This window comes from Hydrogenophaga sp., from assembly GCF_019264445.1.
In the GTDB taxonomy this organism is placed as follows: Bacteria; Pseudomonadota; Gammaproteobacteria; order Burkholderiales; family Burkholderiaceae_C; genus Hydrogenophaga.
This window is the reverse complement of record NZ_JAHVAB010000058.1, coordinates 155,723-174,961: the sequence shown is the minus strand read 5'-3', so window position 1 is coordinate 174,961 and position 19,239 is coordinate 155,723. Positions and strand designations below refer to the sequence as shown.

The window sequence follows — 19,239 nt, the reverse complement described above, 5'->3', positions numbered from 1 at the left end:
CCGCCCGGGGCGGGCGCTCAGCGCCCGCCCAGCCCCATGCCCCGCGAGATCACCTCTTTCATGATTTCGTTCGTGCCGCCGTAAATGCGCTGCACGCGGGCATCGGCGTAGGCACGGGTGATGGGGTACTCCCACATGTAGCCGTAGCCGCCGAAGAGCTGCAGGCACTCGTCCATCACCTTGCACTGCAGGTCGGAGCACCAGTACTTGGCCATGCTGGCCGTGGCGGTATCGAGCTGCTCCTGGGCGATGAGCTCGCAGCACTTGTCCACAAACACGCGCGCCACCTGCACCTCGGTCTGCAGCTCGGCCAGCTTGTAGCGCGTGTTCTGGTACTGCGCCACGGCCTGGCCGAACACCTTGCGCTCTTTGGTGTAGGCCACCGTCCAGTCGATGGCCGCCTGCGCCGCCGCCACCGCGCCAATGGCGATCTGCAAACGCTCCCAGGGCAGTTGCTCCATCAGGCAGATGAAGCCGCGCCCCTGCATGGCCGGCCCGCCCAGCAGGTTCTCGGCAGGCACCTTGACGTTGTCGAAAAACAGCTCGGAGGTGTCCTGTGCCTTCATGCCCAGCTTCTTGAGCCGCTTGCCTTTCTCGAAGCCCGGCATGCCGCGCTCGACCAGCAGCAGGCTGGTGCCTTTGGCGCCGGCGCTCGGGTCGGTCTTGGCCACCACGATCACCAGGTCGGCATGCCAGCCGTTGGTGATGAAGGTCTTGCTGCCATTGAGCAGGTAGCTGCCGTCCGGCTGCTGGATCGCCGTGCTCTTCACGCCCTGCAGGTCGCTGCCGGCGGCGGGTTCGCTCATGGCAATGGCCCCCACCATCTCGCCGCTGGCCAGCTGGGGCAGGTACTTCTGCTTCTGAGCCTCGGTGCCGTAGTGAAGGATGTACGGCGCCACGATCTCGCTGTGCAGCCCGAAGCCGATGCCGGTGAAGCCGGTGCGCGCGATCTCTTCCATCTGCACCACCGAGTACAGCTTGTCGGCCTCCGAGCCCCCATAGGCCTCGGGCAGGGTCATGCACAGAAAGCCGTTTTCACCAGCCTTGCGCCACACCGCGCGGTCCACGTAGCCCTGCTCTTCCCAGGCCTCGTGGTGGGGGGCAATTTCCTTCTCGACGAACTTGCGGAAGCTGTCGCGAAAAGCCTCGTGGTCGGCATTGAACAGGGTGCGTTCGATCATGGCGGTGTCACCTATCAGACTGGGGGCAGGGAATTTGACAAAGCAAATGCTTGGCAAAAGTCTATACTGATTCGCGGCATCCGCCCGCCCCCCAGGAGACACCATGAGCGAAGCATTCGTATTCGATGCCGTGCGCACGCCGCGCGGCAAAGGCAAGAAAGACGGCAGCCTGCACGAGGTCAAACCCATCGACCTGCTCGCCGGTGTGCTCAGCCAGCTGCAGCAGCGCAACGGCTTCGACACCGCCGCCGTGGACGACGTGGTGATGGGCGTGGTCTCTCCCATCGGCGAACAGGGCTCGGTGATTGCCAAGGTGGCCGCCCTCAAGGCGGGATGGGACTGGCGCTGCTCGGGCGTGCAGCTCAACCGCTTCTGCGCCTCGGGCCTGGAGGCGGTGAACATGGCCGCCATGAAGGTGAAAAGCGGCTGGGAAGAGCTGGTGGTGGCCGGCGGCGTCGAGAGCATGAGCCGCGTGCCCATCGGTTCAGACGGCGGCGCCTGGGCACAAGATCCGCAAACCAACAGCGACACGCTGTTCGTGCCGCAAGGCATTGGCGCCGACCTGATCGCCACGCTCGAAGGCTTCACGCGCGACGACGTGGACGCCTTCGCGCTCGAATCGCAAAAGCGCGCAGCGGCGGCTCGCGCAGCGGGCTACTTCAAAGGCTCGGTCGTGCCCGTCACCGACTTCCTCGGCCAGACCATCCTGGAGGAAGACGAGTTCATCAAGCCGCACACCACCCTGGAAGGCCTGGCCTCGCTCAAACCGGCGTTCGAGCACCTCGGCGGCATGGGCTTTGACGCCGTGGCGCTGCAGCGCTATCCGCAGGTCGAGCGCATCCACCATGTGCACCATGCGGGCAATTCGTCGGGCATTGTCGACGGCGCCACTGCGGTGCTGATCGGGAGCGAAGGCGCGGGCAAAACGCACGGCCTCACGCCGCGCGCGCGCATCGTCGCCGTGGCGCTCTCGGGCGCAGACCCCACCATCATGCTCACCGGCCCGATGCCGGCGGCGCGCAAGGCGCTGGCCAAGGCGGGCCTCACCATCGACCAGATCGACCTGTTCGAGGTGAACGAAGCGTTTGCCGCCGTGCCCATGAAGTTCATGAAGGAGATGGGCGTGCCTCACGAGAAGGTGAACGTGAACGGTGGCGCCATCGCCATGGGTCACCCGCTGGGCGCCACGGGCGCCATGATCCTGGGCACGCTGGTGGACGAACTGCACCGCCGCCAGCTGCGCTATGGCCTGGCGACGCTCTGTGTGGGCGGCGGCATGGGCATTGCCACGATCGTTGAACGCATTTAGCAAACAGCACCAATCGCCGTTCCGGCTGAGCCTGCCCTTCGACAAGCTCAGGACGATCGGAAGACCTCCCCCCGTTCGGGCTGAGCCTGTCGAAGCCCTCATGCGATGCACCGCGCAAGCCCTTCGACAGGCTCAGGGCGAACGGTGATTTCAGACCATCGATCTGTATGAAAACCATCCGCTACGAACTTGCCGACGGCATCGCCACCATCACCTTTGACGAGGAAGGCTCGCCCGTCAACACCATGTGCGCCGACTGGCAGAGCGACCTCACCGAGGTCACGGCCCAGGTCATGCGCGACTGCGCCGACATCAAGGGCATCGTGCTCGCTTCGGCCAAGAGCACCTTCTTTGCAGGCGCCGACCTCAAGGGCACCATGCGGCTGCAGCCCAGCGACGCGCCACGCGTGTTCGCCGAAATCGAGCAGACCAAGAAGAATTTCCGCACGCTCGAAACGCTGGGCGTGCCGGTGGTGAGCTGCATCAACGGCGCCGCGCTGGGCGGTGGCTGGGAGGTGGCGCTGGTGGGCCACCACCGCATCGCCGTGGACAACCCCCGTATCCAGCTGGGCCTGCCCGAGATCACGCTGGGCCTGATCCCCGGCGCCAGCGGCATCACCAAGATGACGCGCCTGCTCGGCCTGATGGGCGCGCAGCCCTACATCCTGGAAGCCAAGCTGTTCAACCCGCGCGAAGCGCTCGACCTCGGCCTGGTGCACGAGCTGGTGTCGCCCGAAGGCGATGTGGCGGCTGCCCTGCGCGCGGCCGCGCTGGCCTGGATTGCCGCGCACCCGCAGTCGCGCCAGCCCTGGGACAGCAAAGACCACAAGATTCCCGGCGGCACGCCCGCCAACCCGAAGATCGCCGGCATGCTCACCGTGGCGCCGGCCATGCTCAAGCAGAAAACGCGCGGGCTCTACCCGGCCCCCGAAGCCGCGCTGGCGGCCATGGCCGAAGGCGCGATGGTCGACTTCGACACCGCGCTGCGCATCGAGAGCCGCTACCTGGCCCGGCTGATCGTGAGCCCCGTGGCGAAGAACATGATCAACACGTTCTTCTTCAACCTGAACGCGATCAAGAGCGGCCAGTCGCGCCCGGCCGGCATTTCCCGCTACAAGCCCAAGAGGGTCGGCATTCTGGGCGCCGGCATGATGGGCGCCGGCATTGCCTATGTGCAGGCGGGCAAGGGCATTCAGACCGTGCTGGAAGACGTGAGCATCGAGACCGCCGAGCGCGGCAAGTCGTACAGCTTCAAGCTCACGCAGGCGCGCGTGGACAAGGGCCGCATGAGCCCCTACGACCAGCGTGCGCTGCTCGACAACATCCTGCCCACCGACCACACCCGCGACCTCAAGGGCTGCGAGCTCATCATTGAAGCGGTGTTCGAGAACCGCGACGTCAAGGCCGCAGTGACCAAGGAAGCCGAGCCCATGCTGGCCACCGGAGGGTTCTTTGCCAGCAACACGTCCACCCTGCCCATCTCCGGCCTGGCCCAGGCCAGCAGCCGGCCGCAGCGTTTCGTGGGCATCCACTTCTTCAGCCCGGTCGACAAGATGAAGCTGGTGGAGATCATCCGCGGCAAGGAGACCGACGACGAGACCGTGGCCCGCGCGTTCGACTACGTGCAGGCGCTGGGCAAGCTGCCCATCGTGGTGAACGACTCGCGCGGCTTCTTCACCAGCCGCACCTTCGGCACCTTCGTGATGGAAGGCGCGGCCATGCTGGACGAAGGCATTCCCGCTCCCGTGATCGAAAACGCCGCCATGCAAGCCGGCATGCCGGTGGGGCCTCTCGCGGTGCTCGACGAGACCGCGCTCTCGCTCTCGGTGCATGTCATGGACCAGACCCGTGCGGATTTCGAGCGCGAAGGCCGTCGCTACCAGCCCACCCGCGGCGAGCTGCTGGTCGAGCGCATGGTGAAGGAATTCAAGCGCCCGGGCCGCGCAGCCGGTGGCGGCTTCTACGACTACCCCGCCGGGCAGAAGAAACAGCTGTGGCCCGAGCTCAAGAACCGGTTTGAAAAAGCCGACGCCCCATGGGACCTGCAGGACCTGAAAGACCGCCTGCTGTTTCGCCAGTCGGTGGAGAGCGCGCGCTGCCTGGCCGAAGGCGTGCTCACCACCGTGCACGACGGCAACATCGGTTCCATCTTCGGCATTGGCTTCCCCGCGTGGACGGGTGGCACGCTGCAGTTCATCTACGGCATGGGCATCGAGGCTTTCGAGCAGCGCTGCGCCGAGCTGGCCGAGCGCTTCGGCGCCGGCTTCGTGCTCGATGACGCCGCCAAAGCCGCCATCCGCCAGCACCAACCCACCTACTGAACCATGAGACGACTGCAGGGAAAAATCAGCCTCATCACCGGCGGCGCGCAAGGCATTGGCCTGGCCACCGCCATCAAGTTTGCGCAGGAAGGCGCCACCGTGATCGTCTGCGACATCCGTCAGGATGCGGTGGACAGCGCCGTGCAGCAGTGCGAGGCCCTGGGCGCCACGGCCTTGGGCTTCGTGATGGACGTGACCCAGCGCGACATGGTGGATGCCGTGGTCGCCCAGGTGAAGGCGCGCTGTGGCCGCATCGATGTGCTGGTGAACAACGCCGGCATCACGCAGGACGCACGCTTGCAGAAGATGACGCTGGAGCAGTTTGACCGCGTGATCGATGTCAACCTGCGCGGCGTCTTCCATTGCGCACAGGCCGTGGTCGACACCATGACCGCGCAAGGCAGCGGCGTGATCCTCAACGCCTCGTCGGTCGTGGGCATTTACGGCAACTTCGGGCAGACCAACTACGCGGCCAGCAAATTCGGTGTGATCGGCTTCACCAAAACCTGGAGCCGCGAACTGGGTCCCAAGGGCGTGCGCGTGAATGCCGTGGCACCGGGCTTCATCGCGACCCCGATCCTGGACACGATCCCGGCCAAGGTCATCGCCGAAATGGAGCAACGCGTGCCGCTGCACCGCCTGGGCAGGCCCGAGGAAATCGCCAATGTCTATGCCTTCCTGGCCAGCGACGAGGCCAGCTACATCAACGGCGCCGTCATCGAAGTCTCGGGCGGCATGTCGGTTTGAAGCGACGGGCCAACCGGCCCGACGGGCGCCAGCGTGACGGAATCGCGTGCTGTACTGCCCATTCACGCGCAAAGGTGCGCCCGGCACCCCCCGGCGCGGGCGCGGCTGTGCAATCATGGACTCCCTCGCTTCGTCCCGCCACGGCCCGCATGCAGACAGCTCCCCTTCCGCCCAACGAGGAACAACGCCTGGCCCGGCTGCGTGGCCTGTGCGTGCTCGACACCCTGCCCCAGAAGGCCTTTGACGATATCTCGGCACTGGCCCAGGTGATCTGCGGCACCCCCGTGGCGTTGATCACCCTCATCGACCGCGACAGGCAATGGTTCAAGTCCCGCATCGGGGTGGACGTGACCGAGACGGCGCGCGAACTCGCCTTCTGCTCACACGCCATCCTCGACCAGGACAAGGTCATGGTGGTGGAGAACATGGTGCAGGACGCCCGCTTCCAGGACCATCCGCTCGTCACCGGACCCACCAACGTGCGCTTTTACGCAGGCGCCCCCATCGTCACGGGCGATGGCTTTGCGCTGGGCACGGTCTGCGTGGTCGACCAGATGGCGCGCCAGCTGCATTCGGTGCAGCTCGACGCCCTGAGCCGCCTCTCTGCCCTGGTGGCCACGCTGCTCGAACACGAGAAAGCGCGCCAGGTCGAAGCCGCGCGCACCGCCCACGCAGCCAGACAGGAACACGAAGAACTCACCGCCATGGCCGCCGCAGGCCTGGACCTGCAGGCCTATATCGATGCAGACGGCGTGTACCGGCACGTCAACCAGACCTACCTGAACTACATCGGCTGCACGCGCGAAGAGGTCATCGGCCTGACCGTGAAAGAGCGCCTGGGCGATGCCACGTACCACAACATGGTCGAGGCGCAGATGGCCCGCGCCATGGCCGGCGAGACCGTGATCTACCAGCGCCAGTCCCAGTTCAAGGTCGCCGGGACGCGCCACATGGAGGTGGCCCTGCTGCCGGTGCGCGGTGCGGGCAACGAGGTCGTCGGGGTGGTCATGCGCGGGCGTGACATCCAGGAGCTCAAGAACAAGGAGCGGCTGCTGGGTGAGACCATCGTTCAGCTGGAGAAAAAGACGCTGGAGCAGGAGCGTTTCATCCACATCATGTCGCACGACCTGCGCGAGCCGATCAACTCCATCAACAACTTCACCTCGCTGCTGGAGGCCGACCACGCCCAGGACATGCCTCCACCCGCACGGCGCTACCTGGGCTTTGTGCGCGCTGGGGGTCTGCGCATGGCAAGCCTGCTGGACAGCCTGCTGCGCTACGTGCGCCTGGAGCGCCACGCGCTCGCCAGCGGCCCGGTGGACATGGCCGCGCTGGCCGAACAGGTGCGCGACGACCTCACCGCCGCCCTCACGCAGGCACAGGCCCGGATCGAGCTGGAGCCCATGCCCACCGTGCAAGCCGACGAAGCCCTGCTGCGCATCGCGCTGCAAAACCTCATCGCCAATGCCATCAAGTTTGCGCAGCCGCAGGTGGCTCCTGCGGTGCGGGTGAGCGCCACGCGGCAGAACGGTTTTGACCAGATTCACGTGGAAGACAACGGCATCGGCATTTCACCCGAGCACCAGGCCAGCATCTTCGACATGTTCAAACGGCTGCACACCCGAAAGACACACGATGGCTCCGGCCTGGGGCTCTCCATCTGCCGCCGGATTGCGGCCCTGCACGGTGGCCACCTCTCGGTGCACTCGGTGCCCGGCGAAGGCAGCCGCTTCACCCTGCACCTGCCTGTGCCGCACGGCACGCCCTCCTGAGGCCCGGCCATGTTCGCTCCGCAACGCTTCATCCTGGTCGACGACAACGAGGCCGACAACGTCTATCACGAGATCATGATCCGCCGCGCCGGCTTCACGGGCGACGTGCTGGTGTTCGAACGCGCCCAGGACGCCCTCGACTTCGTGCGCTCCGATGAGCTGGAGACCCCCACCTGCCTGTTTCTCGACATCAACATGCCGCAAATGGACGGCTTCGAGTTCGCCCGGCTCGCACAGCCCGTGCTGCAGCACAAGCCGTCCATGCTCGTGATGATGCTCACCTCCTCGGACGCACCGCAAGACAGGCTGCGAGCGAGCGACATGCCCTTGATTCAAGGCTTCGTGACCAAGCCGCTGACGCGAGAGCGCGTCCGGGACATGCTGGACGCGACCTGATGCGTGGCAGCCATGAGTCATACCCCCGACGGCCGCGAGGCACTTGACCCCGTTCAGCTGCGCGGCGTGCGCCCGGGCGACATGGGCTGGGTGGTGCAGCAGCATGGCGAGATCTATGCCCGCGAGTACGGCTGGAACAGCGAGTTCGAAGCCCTGGTGGCAGAAATCGTTGCGGGAATGATTCGCCAGCACGACCCGGCCTGGGAGCGCGGCTGGATCGCCGAGCTGAACGGCGAACGCGTGGGCTCGGTGTTTGTGGTGCGCAAAAGTGCCACCGAGGCCCAGTTGCGCCTGCTCATCCTCAGCCCCGCCGCACGTGGGCTGGGCCTGGGCGGGCGACTCACCGACGAATGCCTGGCCTTCGCCCGCGCCAAGGGCTACCGCAAGATGGTGCTCTGGACCAACAGCATCCTGTCCGCTGCGCGCGCCATCTACGCCCGGCGCGGCTTCGCACTCGTGCACAGCGAAGCCCACCACAGCTATGGGCAGCACCTGGTGGGCGAGACATGGGAGCTGACGCTGTAAGCCGATAATTCCGGCATGCCGCCCGCCCACACACCGCCCGACGCAGCCGAGCTGCCCCATCTGGAAGCCCCCCAGTCCAAAACCGACCTCTTCGTCTCCTTCACCTGGCTGGCCCTTCAGGGCTTTGGCGGTGTGCTGGCGGTGGTGCAGCGGGAGCTGGTCGAGAAAAAGCGCTGGATGACGCGCGAGCAGTTCGTCGAAGACTGGGCCGTCGCGCAGATCATGCCGGGGCCCAATGTGGTCAACCTCGCCATGATGATCGGTGGCCGCTACTTCGGTCTGCCGGGTGCCCTGGCCGCACTGGCTGGCATGCTGAGCGCCCCCATGGTGCTGGTGCTGCTGCTCGCCGCGCTGTACGGCAGCGTGGCCGACAGCGCGGTGGCCCAAAACGCCTTGCGCGGCATGGGCGCCGTGGCGGCCGGGCTGGTGACCGCCACCGGCATCAAGCTGATTTCAGCGCTCGACAAAAACGCCATGGGCATGGGCGTGTGCTTGGGCCTGGCCCTGCTCACGTTCATCGCCATCGCACTGCTGCGCTGGCCACTGCTGTGGGTGCTTCTCAGCATTGGCGGGTGTGCCTGCCTGTGGGCCTACCGCGTGCTCAGCGACGTCGACGCGGACCGCCAGAAGAAGGGCGAGGCCTGATCATGATGGTGCCCAACGCCGCCAACTGGCTCGACCTCTTCACCCACTTCGCCTCGCTCTCGCTGCTGGCGGTGGGCGGTGCCATCACCACCGCACCCGACATGCACCGCTACCTCGTCTACCAGAACGGCTGGCTGAGCGACGCGCAGTTCACCTCGTCCATCGCCCTTTCTCAGGCCGCGCCTGGCCCCAACGTGTTGTTTGTGGCCGTGCTGGGATGGAACGTGGGCCTGAATGCGGGGGGTGGCCCGGCGGCGGGCTGGTCGGCCTGGGCGCTGGCGTTCCTCGGTGTGCTGGTCACCATGGTCGCGATCCTGCTGCCGTCCTCGGTGCTCACGTACTCCGCCACACGCTGGGCACACCAGAACCGGGAACTGCGCGCAGTGCGCGCCTTCAAGACCGGCATGGCCCCCATCGTGATCGCACTGCTGATCGCCACCGGCTGGCTGCTTACCGGTTCGCACGACCACCCCGCGCGCGACTGGCCGCTGTGGATGGTGACGGTGTGCGCCACGCTGCTGGTGTGGCGCACCAAGCTCCACCTGCTGTGGATGATCGGCGCCGGCGCACTGCTCGGCGCGCTCGGCCTGGTCTGAAGCGCTACTGCTGCTGGTGCGCCTGCAGCATGGCGCCCATCTTCTGGTGAATGAGGTTGATCGCCTTCAGCGGGCGCACCATCACCTTGAAATCGACAATGCGGCCGTCGTCGTTCCAGCGGACCATGTCAACGCCATTCACCGTGATGCCATCGATCTCCACCTGGAACTCCAGCACGGCGTCACGCGGCCCCACCAGCTCGCGCACATACTGGAACGATTCGTTGAAGAACACCTGAAACGCCGCCGCCAGGTATTGCGTGGTCACCGCCCTGCCCGTCTGCGGCGTGTGCACCACCGGTGAATGAAACACCACGTCTTCGGCCAGCAGATCGCGCAGGCCTTTGACGTTGCGGGTCTTGACGAGCTCGTGCCAGGTGCTGAGGGTATCGATGGGCATGGGGTCTCCTTCGAGGTTGTCTGAGGGCGAGCAGAGGTTAACGCATGGGTGCTTGCCGCTGGCGTCTTGGCTCAGGGTGTAGCTGCGGCTGGTGCCGCTGATGCTGAGCGTGACGGTGCTCATGCGGTTGTGCGAACGCTGTGGGTGCTTCATGTGCTCCTCCAAAAAACTGAAAAACGTGTGACAGGGTGAATGGCAGGCCACGCTATTGAGGGGCGACGATGGTCAGGGTGTTGGCCGGGGTAGCCAGAGCGTCGGTGCTGCCGCCGGGCACGCGCAGGCGCAGCACGCGACTGCCAATGGCCGCGCCGGGCTCTACCAGCCCCTGAGCATCAGAAGCTTCTACTTGAGCAACGCCGAGGCGAAGCTGGTCGCGGCGAGCTTGAAGACCTTGCTCAAGACCACGGACGTGGTCGTGGACGAGAAGCTGAACTTGCTCATCGTTCGCGACACTCCGCAAGCCATCGCCGTCGTCGACCGGCTGATTTCCCTGCAAGACATGCCGGAACCCGAGGTGATGCTGGAAGTCGAGATCGTGGAGGTCAAACGCACGCGACTTCTGGACCTCGGGGTGCGCTGGCCAGATCAGTTGAGCCTGACGCCCCTGCCCCGCACCAGCGGCTCCCCCTTGACGCTGGCAGACCTGCGCAGCACCACCACTGGTGCGGGCATCGGCGCACTCACCATCAATGCGAAAAAGACCGACACCGATGCCAACATCCTGGCCAACCCGCGCATCCGCACGCGCAACCGGGAGAAAGCCAAGATCCTGATTGGTGAACGCGTCCCCAACATCACGGCCACATCCACAGCGACGGGATTCGTCGCCGAATCGATCAACTACGTCGATGTCGGCCTGAAACTGGAAGTGGAGCCGACCATTTATCTCGATGGAGAGGTTGCGATCAAGGTGGCTTTGGAGGTGAGCAACATCATCAGCCAGGTGCAGACCAAGCAGGGGTCTGTGGCTTTTCAGATCGGCACACGCAACGCTCAAACGGTGTTGCGCTTGAGGGACGGCGAAAACCAAGTGCTCGCGGGACTGATCAACGACGAAGACCGAAGGAGCGCGTACAAGGTGCCCGGCCTGGGCGAAGCTCCTGTGGTGGGGCGTCTTTTTGGCAGTCAAAGCGATGACGCAAGCAAGACGGAGATCGTGCTCTCGATCACCCCACGAATTCTGCGCAACGTGCGGCGCCCCAGCGCAGACATCATCGATTTCGAGTCGGGCACCGAGAACCGCTTGGGCGCCCTGACTGGCCCAGCGCCCAACAACCCCTCGCCAAACGCTGCTGACAAATCAACACAAACGCAACAAGCGCCAACGAATGGAGCGGGTAACTCGCAACCCTCGAGCATTGCACCTTTGCCCGAGAAACCTGCGGTGGCATCGCCCGTGGCTACAGGCGCCACGTTCTCTTTGAAAGCGCCCACCGACATCCGCGTGGGCGATGAATTCGACGTGATGGTTGGCCTGCAGTCCGAAGCACCTGTGGGGGCAGCGCCGGTCACGATGGGCTTTGATGCCCGTGCGCTGAGCGTCATTTCCGTGGTGGAAGGAAGCTACTTGAAGTCCGATGGCGCGGACACGACCTTCACCAGTCGCGTAGACCCAGCAGGACAAGTTTTCATGAGTGCCAAGCGCGCTGGAGAACGCGGGAGCACCGGCAGCGGCGTGCTCGCTGTCGTGCGCCTGCGTGCCAACAGCGCCCCCGGCCGCACGGCCAGACTGGAATTGCTGAACGCCGCGACCACGGGGGTCGATGGGGCAGCCCTTGCCAACACATTGCCCGCGCCTCTGAGCGTTCGGGTCAATCCCTGAGTGCGGCCACCATGCGCGGATTCACCTTGATCGAGCTGATGGTCACCCTGGCCATCTTGGCCGTGCTGGCCACGCTGGTGGTGCCTGTTGCACAGATTCAGGTGCAACGCCATAAAGAGCAAGAGTTGCGTGCTGCACTGCGCGACATCCGAACCGCCATCGACAACTACAAACGCGCGACCGACGAAGGGCGCGTGCGCAAAGACGTTGGCGCAAGCGGTTACCCACCGACGCTGGACGTGCTGGTGGACGGGGTGGAAGACCAGCGTGACCCCCAGCGGAACATGCTCCGATTTCTGCGCCGACTGCCACGCGATCCATTTCACGGCGATTCGAGCGACGACGCAGCCACAACATGGGGGAAACGCGCTTACGCGAGCGAAGCAGACGACCCTCAAGAGGGCAGCGACGTCTACGATGTGTACTCACGCTCCTCGCTGCGCGGACTCAATGGCGCTCTGCTGCGCCAATGGTGAGCAGCATGCGAGACGCCGACCCACGTGAGCCTTGCGGATTCACGCTCATTGAGCTGCTTGTGGTGCTGGCCATCGTGTCGACGCTCCTGTTGCTCGTGGCACCGCGTTACTTTCAAAGGGTCGACGTCGCGCAGGAAGCAGTTTTGCGCGACAACCTGCGCACCACGCGACAGGTGCTGGATCACTTTCAGGCTGACCACGGACGTTTTCCGGAATCCTTGCAAGAGCTGGTCGACAAACGATACCTGCGCGCGCTCCCTGTTGACCCGCTCACTGGGTCCGCCGATACCTGGACGTTTCTGCCTCCTCCGGAAGGCCTGGAAGGCACGGTCTACGACCTGCACAGTGGATCGCCGGATACCGCGATGGACGGCACGATGTATGCAAACTGGTGATTCGCGACGCCGTCAGGGCGGGTACGCCTACCTGCTGCTGTTGCTGGCGGTTGCCGTGACGGGCGCTGCCAGCAGCGCGGCTGTTCAGATCGGTGCGACGGAGTCGCGCAGAGACGCTGAGCGGCACTTGCTGACCATCGGCAACGGTTTGCAACAAGCGCTGCTCGACCATGCCGCCCCACCCAAAGAACTCGACGATCTCCTCAAAGACAACCGGGTGCCTGGCTTGAAGCGCCACCTTCGGCGCGTACCCATCGACCCGCTGACTGGACGAGACACCTGGGGGCTGGTTCGCGACGGGCAAGGTGGCATTGTGGGCATCTACAGCCTGGCCAAGGGCACTCCCATCAAACGCACCGGGTTCGAATCTCGGTGGGCGCACTTTGAGCAGGCCAACAGTTACCAGGCCTGGGTGTTTGGCAAACGCACGACGCTCATGGCGCCGTCGGCGGCACCGAGGGATATCCAGCGCCGCGATGCGCCGATGCCTCAGCTGCGCTGACGCAGCGCCTCGTACAGGCACACACCGCTGGCCACGGACACGTTCAGGCTTTCCACCGCGCCGGCCATGGGAATGCTCACGAGTTCGTCGCAGGTCTTGCGCGTGAGCTGGCGCATGCCCGCGCCTTCGGCGCCCAGCACGAGCGCGACCGGGCCCTTGAGATCCACCTGGTACAGCGTCTTGGGGGCGTCGTCGCTGGTGCCGATGACCCAGATGTTGCGCTCCTTGAGCTCGCCCAGCGTGCGCGCCAGGTTGGTCACCATGAAATACGGCATGGTCTCGGCCGCGCCGCTGGCCACCTTGGCCACGGTGGCGTTGATGCCGGCAGCGTGGTCCTTGGGGGCGATCACCGCGTGCGCGCCCGCGCCATCGGCCACGCGCAGGCAGGCGCCCAGGTTGTGGGGATCGGTGATGCCGTCGAGCACCAGCAACAACGGCGGGATGCCGGTGGGTTCGAGCTGCTCCAGCAGGTCGTCGAGCGAGCGCACCTGCGCCACCGCCTCCACGCGCGCGGCCACGCCCTGGTGACCATGGCTGCCGGCGAGCTTGGCGATGCGCAGGCCGTCGGCTTCGATCAGCCGGGCGTTGGCTTCGCGGGCCTTGTCCAGAAACTGGCGCATGCGCGCGTCGCGCCGCGTGGGCTCGTAGTAGATCTCGATGATCGATTGCGGCGCGGTTTTCAGGCGCACGCCCACGGCGTGAAAGCCGAACAGCACTTTGGGGGATGACATGCGGCGATTATCGACGCAGGCCGTCTTCACGCGGCATGAGCGAGCTCGCCGAGCAGGCGCAGCGCAGCTTCGAAACGCGGATCGCCGGGGTGCCCCACGTTGAGGCGCAGGTGGTGCGTGAAGCGCCGGTCGGCCGAAAACAGCACGCCCGGCGCGGTGCTGATGCGGTGCGCCCGCGCTCGGTGGTGCAGCGCAAGCGCGTCCACGCCAGGCGGCAGCTCCAGCCACACAAAGTACCCGCCCAACGGCCGCGTGACGCGGGTGCCGGCCGGAAAGTGCCGCGCCACCAGGCGCTGTGCGTGCTGCTGCTGGGTGGCCAGGGCCTCGCGAAGGCGGCGCAAATGGCGGTCAAAACCACCTTGGGCCAGGTAGTCCGCCAGCGCGAGCTGCGGCGCGATGGCCGTGGCCAGCGAGCTCGACATCTTCAGGCGCTCCACCGTACCGACGTAGCGGCCTGCGGCCGCCCAGCCCACGCGGTAGCCGGGTGCCAGGCACTTGGAAAACGACGAGCAATGCAACACCCCGCCTTCGCGGTCAAACGCTTTGGCAGGCGGTGGGCGGCGCGCGCCGGCATGCAGCTCGCCATACACATCGTCCTCAATCAGCGGCACCTGGTGGCGCGCCAGCAGCTCCACCAGCGCCTGCTTGCGGGCCGGCGGCATGAGCGCTCCCAGCGGGTTCTGAAAGTTGGGCATGAACCAGCAGGCGGCCACGCGCTGGCGGTCCAGCAAGCGGGCCAGGGCGTCGAGGTCCACACCTTCGTGCGGATCGGTGGCCACCTCGACCGCCTTGAGGTGCAAGCGCTCCAGCGCCTGCAGCGCGGCATAAAACGTGGGCGACTCCACCACCACCACGTCGCCGGGTTTCGTGACCGCCTGCAAACACAGGTTGAGCGCCTCCATGGCACCGTTGGTGATGACGAGTTCGCCCGCGGCCAGTGGCACGCCGTGCAGGGCGTAGCGGCGAGCCAGCGCCTGCCGCAGGCCTTCGTCCCCGGCCGTCAGGGCGCCGGTGATCCGGTGCGGCGGCAGCCTTCGCATGGCGCGCGCCCCGCTGCGCGCCAATGCGTCAAAGGGAAACAGGTGCGGCGCCGCAAAAGCCGAGCCCAGGGGCACCACGTCGGCGTCGCGCGTGGAGCCCAGCAGATCGAACACCAGGTCGCTGATCGCCACCGGCGTGGCCGCCGACGCGGGCTGCGCCGCCTGCAAGGCAGCGCGCCTGGGTCGGCGCGTGGCGCGCACAAAGAAACCCGAACGCGCGCGCGCCTCCACCAGGCCCTGGAGCTCCAGTTGTCCGTAAGCCTGAAACACCGTGGAAGGGCTCACCGCACGCTGTGCGCACGTCTCGCGCACCGAGGGCAGCCGGTCGCCAGGGCGCAACACACCGGCGCGAATGCCGTCGGCGATGTCTTCGGCCAGTTGTTGATAGCGGTGGAGGCGTTCGCTGCTCATGGACAGGGCGTCTTGTGGCTGGTGGATGAATGTTGAGCGTGCGTCTTGTGCATCTGATCTGGTGTATTTTCAATAAAACTGAATCTTGCTGCTCAGATGGATCGGCGCCAAGATCCCTCCAGGCGTTCTGACCCGACACCCCAGGGCCGGAACCGAACCGCAGCCACCCGGCTCCCACCTCCCATGCGCCTTGCCTTGAAGACCCTTTTTCCCCATTCGACACCACGCCACCGATGGTCTGCCCTGCTGTGGCTCGCGGTCATGTTCATGGCCTGGCCCGCCGCCGCTCAGGCACCCCGCTTCGAAGACACGATGGCCCAGCGCATGCTGGCCTGCACCGCCTGCCACGGCGTGCAGGGCCGCGCCGCGCCCGATGGTTACTACCCGCGCCTGGCCGGCAAACCAGCCGGCTACCTGTACAACCAGCTGCTGCACTTTCGCGATGGCCGCCGCACCTACCGCCTCATGACGCAGATGGTGGACCCGCTGAGCGACGCCTACCTGCTGGAGATCGCAGAACACTTCGCCGCCATGGACGTGCCCTACCCCGCGCCGGCCCGGGTGGACGCCACGCCTCAGGACCTGCAACGCGGTGAACAGCTGGCCCTGCGCGGCGACACAGCGCGTCGCCTGCCGGCCTGCGCGGCCTGCCACGGCGCAGCGCTCACGGGTGTCCAGCCCGCCACGCCGGGTCTGCTCGGCCTGCCGCGCGACTACATCAACGCCCAGCTCGGCGCCTGGCGCACCGGCCAACGCAAGGCGCACGCGCCCGACTGCATGGCCGACATCGCCCAGCGCCTGGACATCCAGGACATTTCTGCCGTGAGCGCGTGGCTGTCCACACAGCGCCTGCCGGCCAACACACATGCGGTGGCGCCCAGCGCAACGCCGCTGCCCCTGTCTTGCGGCAGCGCGCAGCCACCCCGGGCAGGAGGCCGACCATGAGCGCCGCTGCCACCTCGCGGTCACATTCAATCCGTTGGGCGCGCCTGGTGAAGCTCATGGCCGGGGCGACGCTGCTGACCGGTGTGATGGTGCTGGCCTGGCGGGGCTGGCCAGCCCAGCCCATCGCGGTGGCACCCGCCGAGCAGGCCGTCGACCTGCGCGACCCCCACACCATCGAGCGCGGGCGCTATCTCTCGGTGCTGGGCAATTGCCAGGCCTGTCACACCGCTCGCGGCGGCGCGCCATTTGCCGGCGGATACGCCTTGTCCACGCCGTTTGGCACCGTGTATGGCAGCAACCTCACGCCTGGTGACAGTGGTCTGGGCCAATGGAGCGCCGATGATTTCTGGCGCGCCATGCACCACGGCCAGGGCCCCGACGGCCGATGGCTCAACCCGGCCTTCCCGTACAACAACACGACATGGATCACCCGCGAGGACAGCGACGCGCTTTACGCCTATTTCCGAACCCTCCCCCCGGCTGAGGAGGCCGTGCCCGCGCACGACGTGAGCTGGCCCTACAACACCCAGCTGGCGCTCAAGGCCTGGCGCACGCTCTACTTCTCGGCCGGACCCGAAGCCCCGCCGACCTCGGCGGCGCGCGCACCCGAGATGCTGCGCGGCGCCTACCTTGTCAACGGCCTGGGCCATTGCAGTGCCTGCCATGTGCCGCGCAACGCCCTGGGCGGCCAGGGCGACATGCTGGGCCTGTCCGGTGGCCTGATTCCCATGCAGCGCTGGTACGCACCGTCGCTGCTCGACCCTGCCGAGGCGGGTCTTCAAACCTGGTCTGTCGAAGACATCGTGGCGCTGTTCAAAGACGGCCGCGCCAGAGACGCCATCGTGTCCGGCCCCATGGCCGAGGTGGTGCAACACAGCACGCAGCACTGGACCCCCCAGGACCTCACGGCCATGGCCACCTATCTGAAGCAGTTGCCCGTGCCCGCGCCATCCCGCACGCAAAAACCCCCTGCTCCCGACACCCGCGCCATCACGGCAGGTGCCCGGCAATACGAGCAGCACTGCGCGCAGTGCCATGGCCAACAAGGTGAAGGGGTGATGAGCAACGGCGCACTGGCGTATCCCGCCCTGGCGGGCAACCGAACCGTCACCATGGCCTCGCCTGCGAACCTGGTGCAGATCGTGCTGAACGGTGGCTTTGCACCCGCCACCGAAGGCCATCCCAGGCCTTTCGGCATGCCGCCTTTCGTGCTGCAACTCAGCGACAGCGAGCTGGCCGATGTGCTCACCTTCGTGCGCACGCAATGGGGCAACCAGGCCCCCCCGGTCAGCGCCCTGGACGTTCAGCAACTCAGGGGGCCGCTTGGGCGCTGAGTTGCACGTGATCTGCCTGTGTGCCCAATGGTGCGGCACCTGCAGGGAATGGCATCCGGTGATGGACGACATCGCCCGCACGCTGCCGCACGTGCGGTGGCGCTGGCTGGACATTGAAGACGAGGCCGAGCTGCTCGGTGACCTGGACGTGGACACCCTGCCCACGCTGCTGGTGGGCCGCGGCGATCAGGTGCTCTTCCATGGGCCGGTGCTGCCCAAGCTCGACCTGCTGACGCGCCTGATCGAAACCCTCAGCCACCAGACGAACAGCGCCACTGGAGTCGACGCAGAAGCGCTGGCGTTGTGGCAGCGGCTGCGCACCGCCGCTTGAGTGCGCTCAGGCGGGCTCGGCCGCGACCTGCCCCGCCTCGATCGTGATGCGACGCTCACAGCGCTGGGCAATGCCTCGGTCGTGCGTCACCAGCACGAGCGTGGTCCCTTGCTCGCGGTTGAGCTCGAACATCAGCTCCATGATCTTGCCGCCGGTGGCAAAGTCCAGGCTGCCGGTGGGCTCGTCGGCCAGCAGCACGGCGGGCTGCACCACAAAGGCGCGGGCCAGCGCCACGCGCTGCTGCTCCCCGCCTGAGAGCACCTTGGGGTAGCTGGAAAGCCGCTCACCCAGCCCCACGCGCTGCAACATCTGCGTGGCGGTGGCGCGCGCATCGCGCCGGCCTGCAAGCTCCAGCGGCAGCATCACGTTCTCCAGCGCCGTGAGGTTGCCCAGCAGCTGAAAGCTCTGAAACACAAAGCCCACCTTCTGTGAACGCAGCGCGGCGCGTTCGTCTTCGTTCATGGCGAACAAATCGACGCCATCGATGTGAACTGTGCCGCTGGTGGGCGTGTCCAACCCCGCAACGATGGACAGCAGCGTGCTCTTGCCCGAGCCGGATGCGCCAACGATGGCCGCGGTTTCGCCCTTCTTCAAGGAAAAATCGATATCGCGCAGAATCGTCAGGGAGCCGGTGGAGTCGGTCACGGACTTGAACACATGCTGGACCGCAATCATCACATCGGACATGGAAGGACTTCTCAAGTTGAAACGCCGTCACTTTAACGCGCTGGCCATTGCGCTGTGCGCACTCGCCGCTGCAGGGTCTTCAGGCTTCACCCTTGCTCAGACACCCGCCGACCCCGTCATCCTGGTGGTGGGCGATTCCCTCAGCGCCGAATACGGACTCAAGCGCGGCACCGGCTGGGTCGCCCTTCTGGATGAGCGTCTGAAGCGCGAAAAAGTTCGCGCCCGCGTGGTGAATGCCAGCATCAGCGGCGACACCACCTCGGGCGGGCGCTCACGGATCGCGGCGCTGCTCAAGCAACACCAGCCAGCGCTGGTGGTCATCGAGCTCGGCGGCAACGACGCGCTGCGCGGACTGCCCCTCAACATGACGCGCGACAACCTCGCCGCCATGACGCGCATGGCACGCGATGCCGGCGCCAAGGTCTTGCTGCTGGGCATGGAAATGCCGCCCAACTACGGCGCGAAGTACGCACAGGAGTTCCGCGACGTGTTCACCACCGTTGCCAAGGCCGAGAAGACCGCCCTTGTGCCCTTCTTTCTCAAAGACGTGGCCGACACCAAGGACCCCACTGCCCTCTTTCAGGCCGACCGCATTCACCCCAACGAGACGGCGCAGCCCACCATGCTCGCCAACGTCTGGCCCGAGCTGCGCAAGTTGCTCGCGGCTCGATAA

At 66.2% G+C, this 19,239-nt stretch carries 20 protein-coding genes and 1 pseudogene; 16 read left to right on the top strand and 5 right to left on the bottom strand.

The window, feature by feature from the left end:
* Window positions 1–17 precede the first annotated feature (17 nt).
* Window positions 18–1,181 (bottom strand): acyl-CoA dehydrogenase family protein, encoded by a 1,164-nt coding sequence (locus KXJ60_RS11765; protein WP_291127477.1) that lies wholly within the window; start codon window positions 1,179–1,181, stop codon window positions 18–20.
* Window positions 1,182–1,284: 103 nt separating this feature from the next.
* Between KXJ60_RS11765 and KXJ60_RS11760 the strand changes: the two genes are divergently transcribed.
* The 8 genes and pseudogenes from KXJ60_RS11760 (at window position 1,285) to KXJ60_RS11725 (ending at window position 9,492) form a co-directional block, all read left to right on the top strand.
* Window positions 1,285–2,490 carry an acetyl-CoA C-acetyltransferase gene (locus KXJ60_RS11760; protein ID WP_291127474.1) on the top strand — a complete coding sequence of 402 codons (1,206 nt, stop codon included), beginning with the start codon at window positions 1,285–1,287 and terminating at the stop codon, window positions 2,488–2,490.
* A 167-nt stretch (window positions 2,491–2,657) separates the two neighbouring features.
* On the top strand, window positions 2,658–4,811 hold the full coding sequence (locus KXJ60_RS11755; protein WP_291127471.1) for a 3-hydroxyacyl-CoA dehydrogenase NAD-binding domain-containing protein: 2,154 nt from the start codon (window positions 2,658–2,660) through the stop codon (window positions 4,809–4,811).
* A gap of 3 nt (window positions 4,812–4,814) precedes the next feature.
* On the top strand, window positions 4,815–5,558 hold the full coding sequence (gene fabG / locus KXJ60_RS11750; RefSeq protein ID WP_291127468.1) for a 3-oxoacyl-ACP reductase FabG: 744 nt from the start codon (window positions 4,815–4,817) through the stop codon (window positions 5,556–5,558).
* A gap of 149 nt (window positions 5,559–5,707) precedes the next feature.
* Window positions 5,708–7,330: an ATP-binding protein gene (locus KXJ60_RS11745; RefSeq protein WP_291127465.1), complete on the top strand. Its 1,623-nt coding sequence runs from the start codon at window positions 5,708–5,710 to the stop codon at window positions 7,328–7,330.
* A 9-nt stretch (window positions 7,331–7,339) separates the two neighbouring features.
* A complete protein-coding gene (locus KXJ60_RS11740; RefSeq protein ID WP_291127462.1) occupies window positions 7,340–7,726 on the top strand; it encodes a response regulator in 387 nt (128 codons plus the stop codon).
* Between the two features lie 72 nt (window positions 7,727–7,798).
* Window positions 7,799–8,251 (top strand): annotated as a pseudogene (locus KXJ60_RS11735) (GNAT family N-acetyltransferase); the annotation flags it as partial.
* A 15-nt stretch (window positions 8,252–8,266) separates the two neighbouring features.
* Window positions 8,267–8,896, top strand: a complete 630-nt coding sequence (locus KXJ60_RS11730) for a chromate transporter (RefSeq protein WP_291127458.1) — start codon at window positions 8,267–8,269, stop codon at window positions 8,894–8,896.
* A 2-nt stretch (window positions 8,897–8,898) separates the two neighbouring features.
* Complete coding sequence (locus KXJ60_RS11725; RefSeq protein ID WP_291127455.1) at window positions 8,899–9,492, top strand: chromate transporter; 594 nt, start codon at window positions 8,899–8,901, stop codon at window positions 9,490–9,492.
* A 4-nt stretch (window positions 9,493–9,496) separates the two neighbouring features.
* Here the strand turns inward: KXJ60_RS11725 and KXJ60_RS11720 are convergent, their stop codons facing one another.
* Entirely contained in the window at window positions 9,497–10,045 is a 549-nt protein-coding gene (locus KXJ60_RS11720) for a nuclear transport factor 2 family protein (protein ID WP_291127452.1), read from the bottom strand.
* A gap of 193 nt (window positions 10,046–10,238) precedes the next feature.
* On the opposite strand from KXJ60_RS11720, the gene KXJ60_RS11715 reads away from it, so the two are divergent.
* From KXJ60_RS11715 to KXJ60_RS11700, 4 genes are all read left to right on the top strand, one after another.
* The gene (locus tag KXJ60_RS11715; protein ID WP_291127449.1) at window positions 10,239–11,714 is read left to right on the top strand and encodes a cohesin domain-containing protein; all 1,476 of its coding nucleotides are present in this window, start codon (window positions 10,239–10,241) and stop codon (window positions 11,712–11,714) included.
* 11 nt (window positions 11,715–11,725) lie between these two features.
* The gene (locus KXJ60_RS11710; RefSeq protein ID WP_291127446.1) at window positions 11,726–12,190 is read left to right on the top strand and encodes a type II secretion system protein; all 465 of its coding nucleotides are present in this window, start codon (window positions 11,726–11,728) and stop codon (window positions 12,188–12,190) included.
* Between the two features lie 5 nt (window positions 12,191–12,195).
* Complete coding sequence (locus KXJ60_RS11705; RefSeq protein ID WP_291127443.1) at window positions 12,196–12,585, top strand: prepilin-type N-terminal cleavage/methylation domain-containing protein; 390 nt, start codon at window positions 12,196–12,198, stop codon at window positions 12,583–12,585.
* Window positions 12,586–12,712: 127 nt separating this feature from the next.
* Window positions 12,713–13,087 (top strand): hypothetical protein, encoded by a 375-nt coding sequence (locus KXJ60_RS11700; RefSeq protein WP_291127440.1) that lies wholly within the window; start codon window positions 12,713–12,715, stop codon window positions 13,085–13,087.
* On the opposite strand, the gene rlmB is transcribed toward KXJ60_RS11700, so the two are convergent.
* Together rlmB and KXJ60_RS11690 are read right to left on the bottom strand one after the other, a co-directional pair.
* Complete coding sequence (rlmB, locus tag KXJ60_RS11695) at window positions 13,075–13,818, bottom strand: 23S rRNA (guanosine(2251)-2'-O)-methyltransferase RlmB (protein ID WP_291113339.1); 744 nt, start codon at window positions 13,816–13,818, stop codon at window positions 13,075–13,077. The genes KXJ60_RS11700 and rlmB overlap by 13 nt on opposite strands.
* A gap of 26 nt (window positions 13,819–13,844) precedes the next feature.
* Window positions 13,845–15,269, bottom strand: coding sequence for a PLP-dependent aminotransferase family protein (locus KXJ60_RS11690; RefSeq protein WP_291127437.1), 1,425 nt, complete (start codon window positions 15,267–15,269; stop codon window positions 13,845–13,847).
* Between the two features lie 267 nt (window positions 15,270–15,536).
* On the opposite strand from KXJ60_RS11690, the gene KXJ60_RS11685 reads away from it, so the two are divergent.
* From KXJ60_RS11685 to KXJ60_RS11675, 3 genes are read left to right on the top strand one after another with little or no spacing between them, the layout of a single operon-like run.
* Window positions 15,537–16,214: a c-type cytochrome gene (locus KXJ60_RS11685; RefSeq protein WP_291127434.1), complete on the top strand. Its 678-nt coding sequence runs from the start codon at window positions 15,537–15,539 to the stop codon at window positions 16,212–16,214.
* The gene (locus KXJ60_RS11680; RefSeq protein WP_291127432.1) at window positions 16,211–17,548 is read left to right on the top strand and encodes a cytochrome c; all 1,338 of its coding nucleotides are present in this window, start codon (window positions 16,211–16,213) and stop codon (window positions 17,546–17,548) included. Before KXJ60_RS11685 ends, KXJ60_RS11680 begins: the two co-directional genes overlap by 4 nt.
* The gene (locus KXJ60_RS11675) at window positions 17,454–17,879 is read left to right on the top strand and encodes a thioredoxin family protein (protein WP_291127428.1); all 426 of its coding nucleotides are present in this window, start codon (window positions 17,454–17,456) and stop codon (window positions 17,877–17,879) included. The genes KXJ60_RS11680 and KXJ60_RS11675 overlap by 95 nt, the downstream gene beginning before the upstream one ends.
* Before the next feature lie 6 nt (window positions 17,880–17,885).
* Here the strand turns inward: KXJ60_RS11675 and KXJ60_RS11670 are convergent, their stop codons facing one another.
* Window positions 17,886–18,566 carry an ABC transporter ATP-binding protein gene (locus KXJ60_RS11670; RefSeq protein ID WP_291127425.1) on the bottom strand — a complete coding sequence of 227 codons (681 nt, stop codon included), beginning with the start codon at window positions 18,564–18,566 and terminating at the stop codon, window positions 17,886–17,888.
* Between KXJ60_RS11670 and KXJ60_RS11665 the strand changes: the two genes are divergently transcribed.
* Complete coding sequence (locus tag KXJ60_RS11665) at window positions 18,565–19,239, top strand: arylesterase (RefSeq protein WP_291127423.1); 675 nt, start codon at window positions 18,565–18,567, stop codon at window positions 19,237–19,239. The genes KXJ60_RS11670 and KXJ60_RS11665 overlap by 2 nt on opposite strands.

What these genes read in the sequence shown, in the direction of transcription:
- KXJ60_RS11740 (WP_291127462.1), top strand. Translation starts at nt 7,340, where the DNA reads ATGTTCGCTCCGCAACGCTTCATCCTGGTCGACGACAACGAGGCCGAC.
- KXJ60_RS11685 (WP_291127434.1), top strand. Translation starts at nt 15,537, where the DNA reads ATGGCCTGGCCCGCCGCCGCTCAGGCACCCCGCTTCGAAGACACGATG.
- KXJ60_RS11670 (WP_291127425.1), bottom strand. Translation starts at nt 18,566, where the DNA reads ATGTCCGATGTGATGATTGCGGTCCAGCATGTGTTCAAGTCCGTGACC.
- KXJ60_RS11765 (WP_291127477.1), bottom strand. Translation starts at nt 1,181, where the DNA reads ATGATCGAACGCACCCTGTTCAATGCCGACCACGAGGCTTTTCGCGAC.
- KXJ60_RS11745 (WP_291127465.1), top strand. Translation starts at nt 5,708, where the DNA reads ATGCAGACAGCTCCCCTTCCGCCCAACGAGGAACAACGCCTGGCCCGG.
- KXJ60_RS11705 (WP_291127443.1), top strand. Translation starts at nt 12,196, where the DNA reads ATGCGAGACGCCGACCCACGTGAGCCTTGCGGATTCACGCTCATTGAG.
- KXJ60_RS11675 (WP_291127428.1), top strand. Translation starts at nt 17,454, where the DNA reads ATGTGCTCACCTTCGTGCGCACGCAATGGGGCAACCAGGCCCCCCCGG.
- KXJ60_RS11725 (WP_291127455.1), top strand. Translation starts at nt 8,899, where the DNA reads ATGATGGTGCCCAACGCCGCCAACTGGCTCGACCTCTTCACCCACTTC.
- KXJ60_RS11755 (WP_291127471.1), top strand. Translation starts at nt 2,658, where the DNA reads ATGAAAACCATCCGCTACGAACTTGCCGACGGCATCGCCACCATCACC.
- rlmB (WP_291113339.1), bottom strand. Translation starts at nt 13,818, where the DNA reads ATGTCATCCCCCAAAGTGCTGTTCGGCTTTCACGCCGTGGGCGTGCGC.
- KXJ60_RS11680 (WP_291127432.1), top strand. Translation starts at nt 16,211, where the DNA reads ATGAGCGCCGCTGCCACCTCGCGGTCACATTCAATCCGTTGGGCGCGC.
- KXJ60_RS11730 (WP_291127458.1), top strand. Translation starts at nt 8,267, where the DNA reads ATGCCGCCCGCCCACACACCGCCCGACGCAGCCGAGCTGCCCCATCTG.
- KXJ60_RS11665 (WP_291127423.1), top strand. Translation starts at nt 18,565, where the DNA reads ATGGAAGGACTTCTCAAGTTGAAACGCCGTCACTTTAACGCGCTGGCC.
- KXJ60_RS11760 (WP_291127474.1), top strand. Translation starts at nt 1,285, where the DNA reads ATGAGCGAAGCATTCGTATTCGATGCCGTGCGCACGCCGCGCGGCAAA.
- KXJ60_RS11720 (WP_291127452.1), bottom strand. Translation starts at nt 10,045, where the DNA reads ATGAAGCACCCACAGCGTTCGCACAACCGCATGAGCACCGTCACGCTC.
- KXJ60_RS11690 (WP_291127437.1), bottom strand. Translation starts at nt 15,269, where the DNA reads ATGAGCAGCGAACGCCTCCACCGCTATCAACAACTGGCCGAAGACATC.
- fabG (WP_291127468.1), top strand. Translation starts at nt 4,815, where the DNA reads ATGAGACGACTGCAGGGAAAAATCAGCCTCATCACCGGCGGCGCGCAA.
- KXJ60_RS11710 (WP_291127446.1), top strand. Translation starts at nt 11,726, where the DNA reads ATGCGCGGATTCACCTTGATCGAGCTGATGGTCACCCTGGCCATCTTG.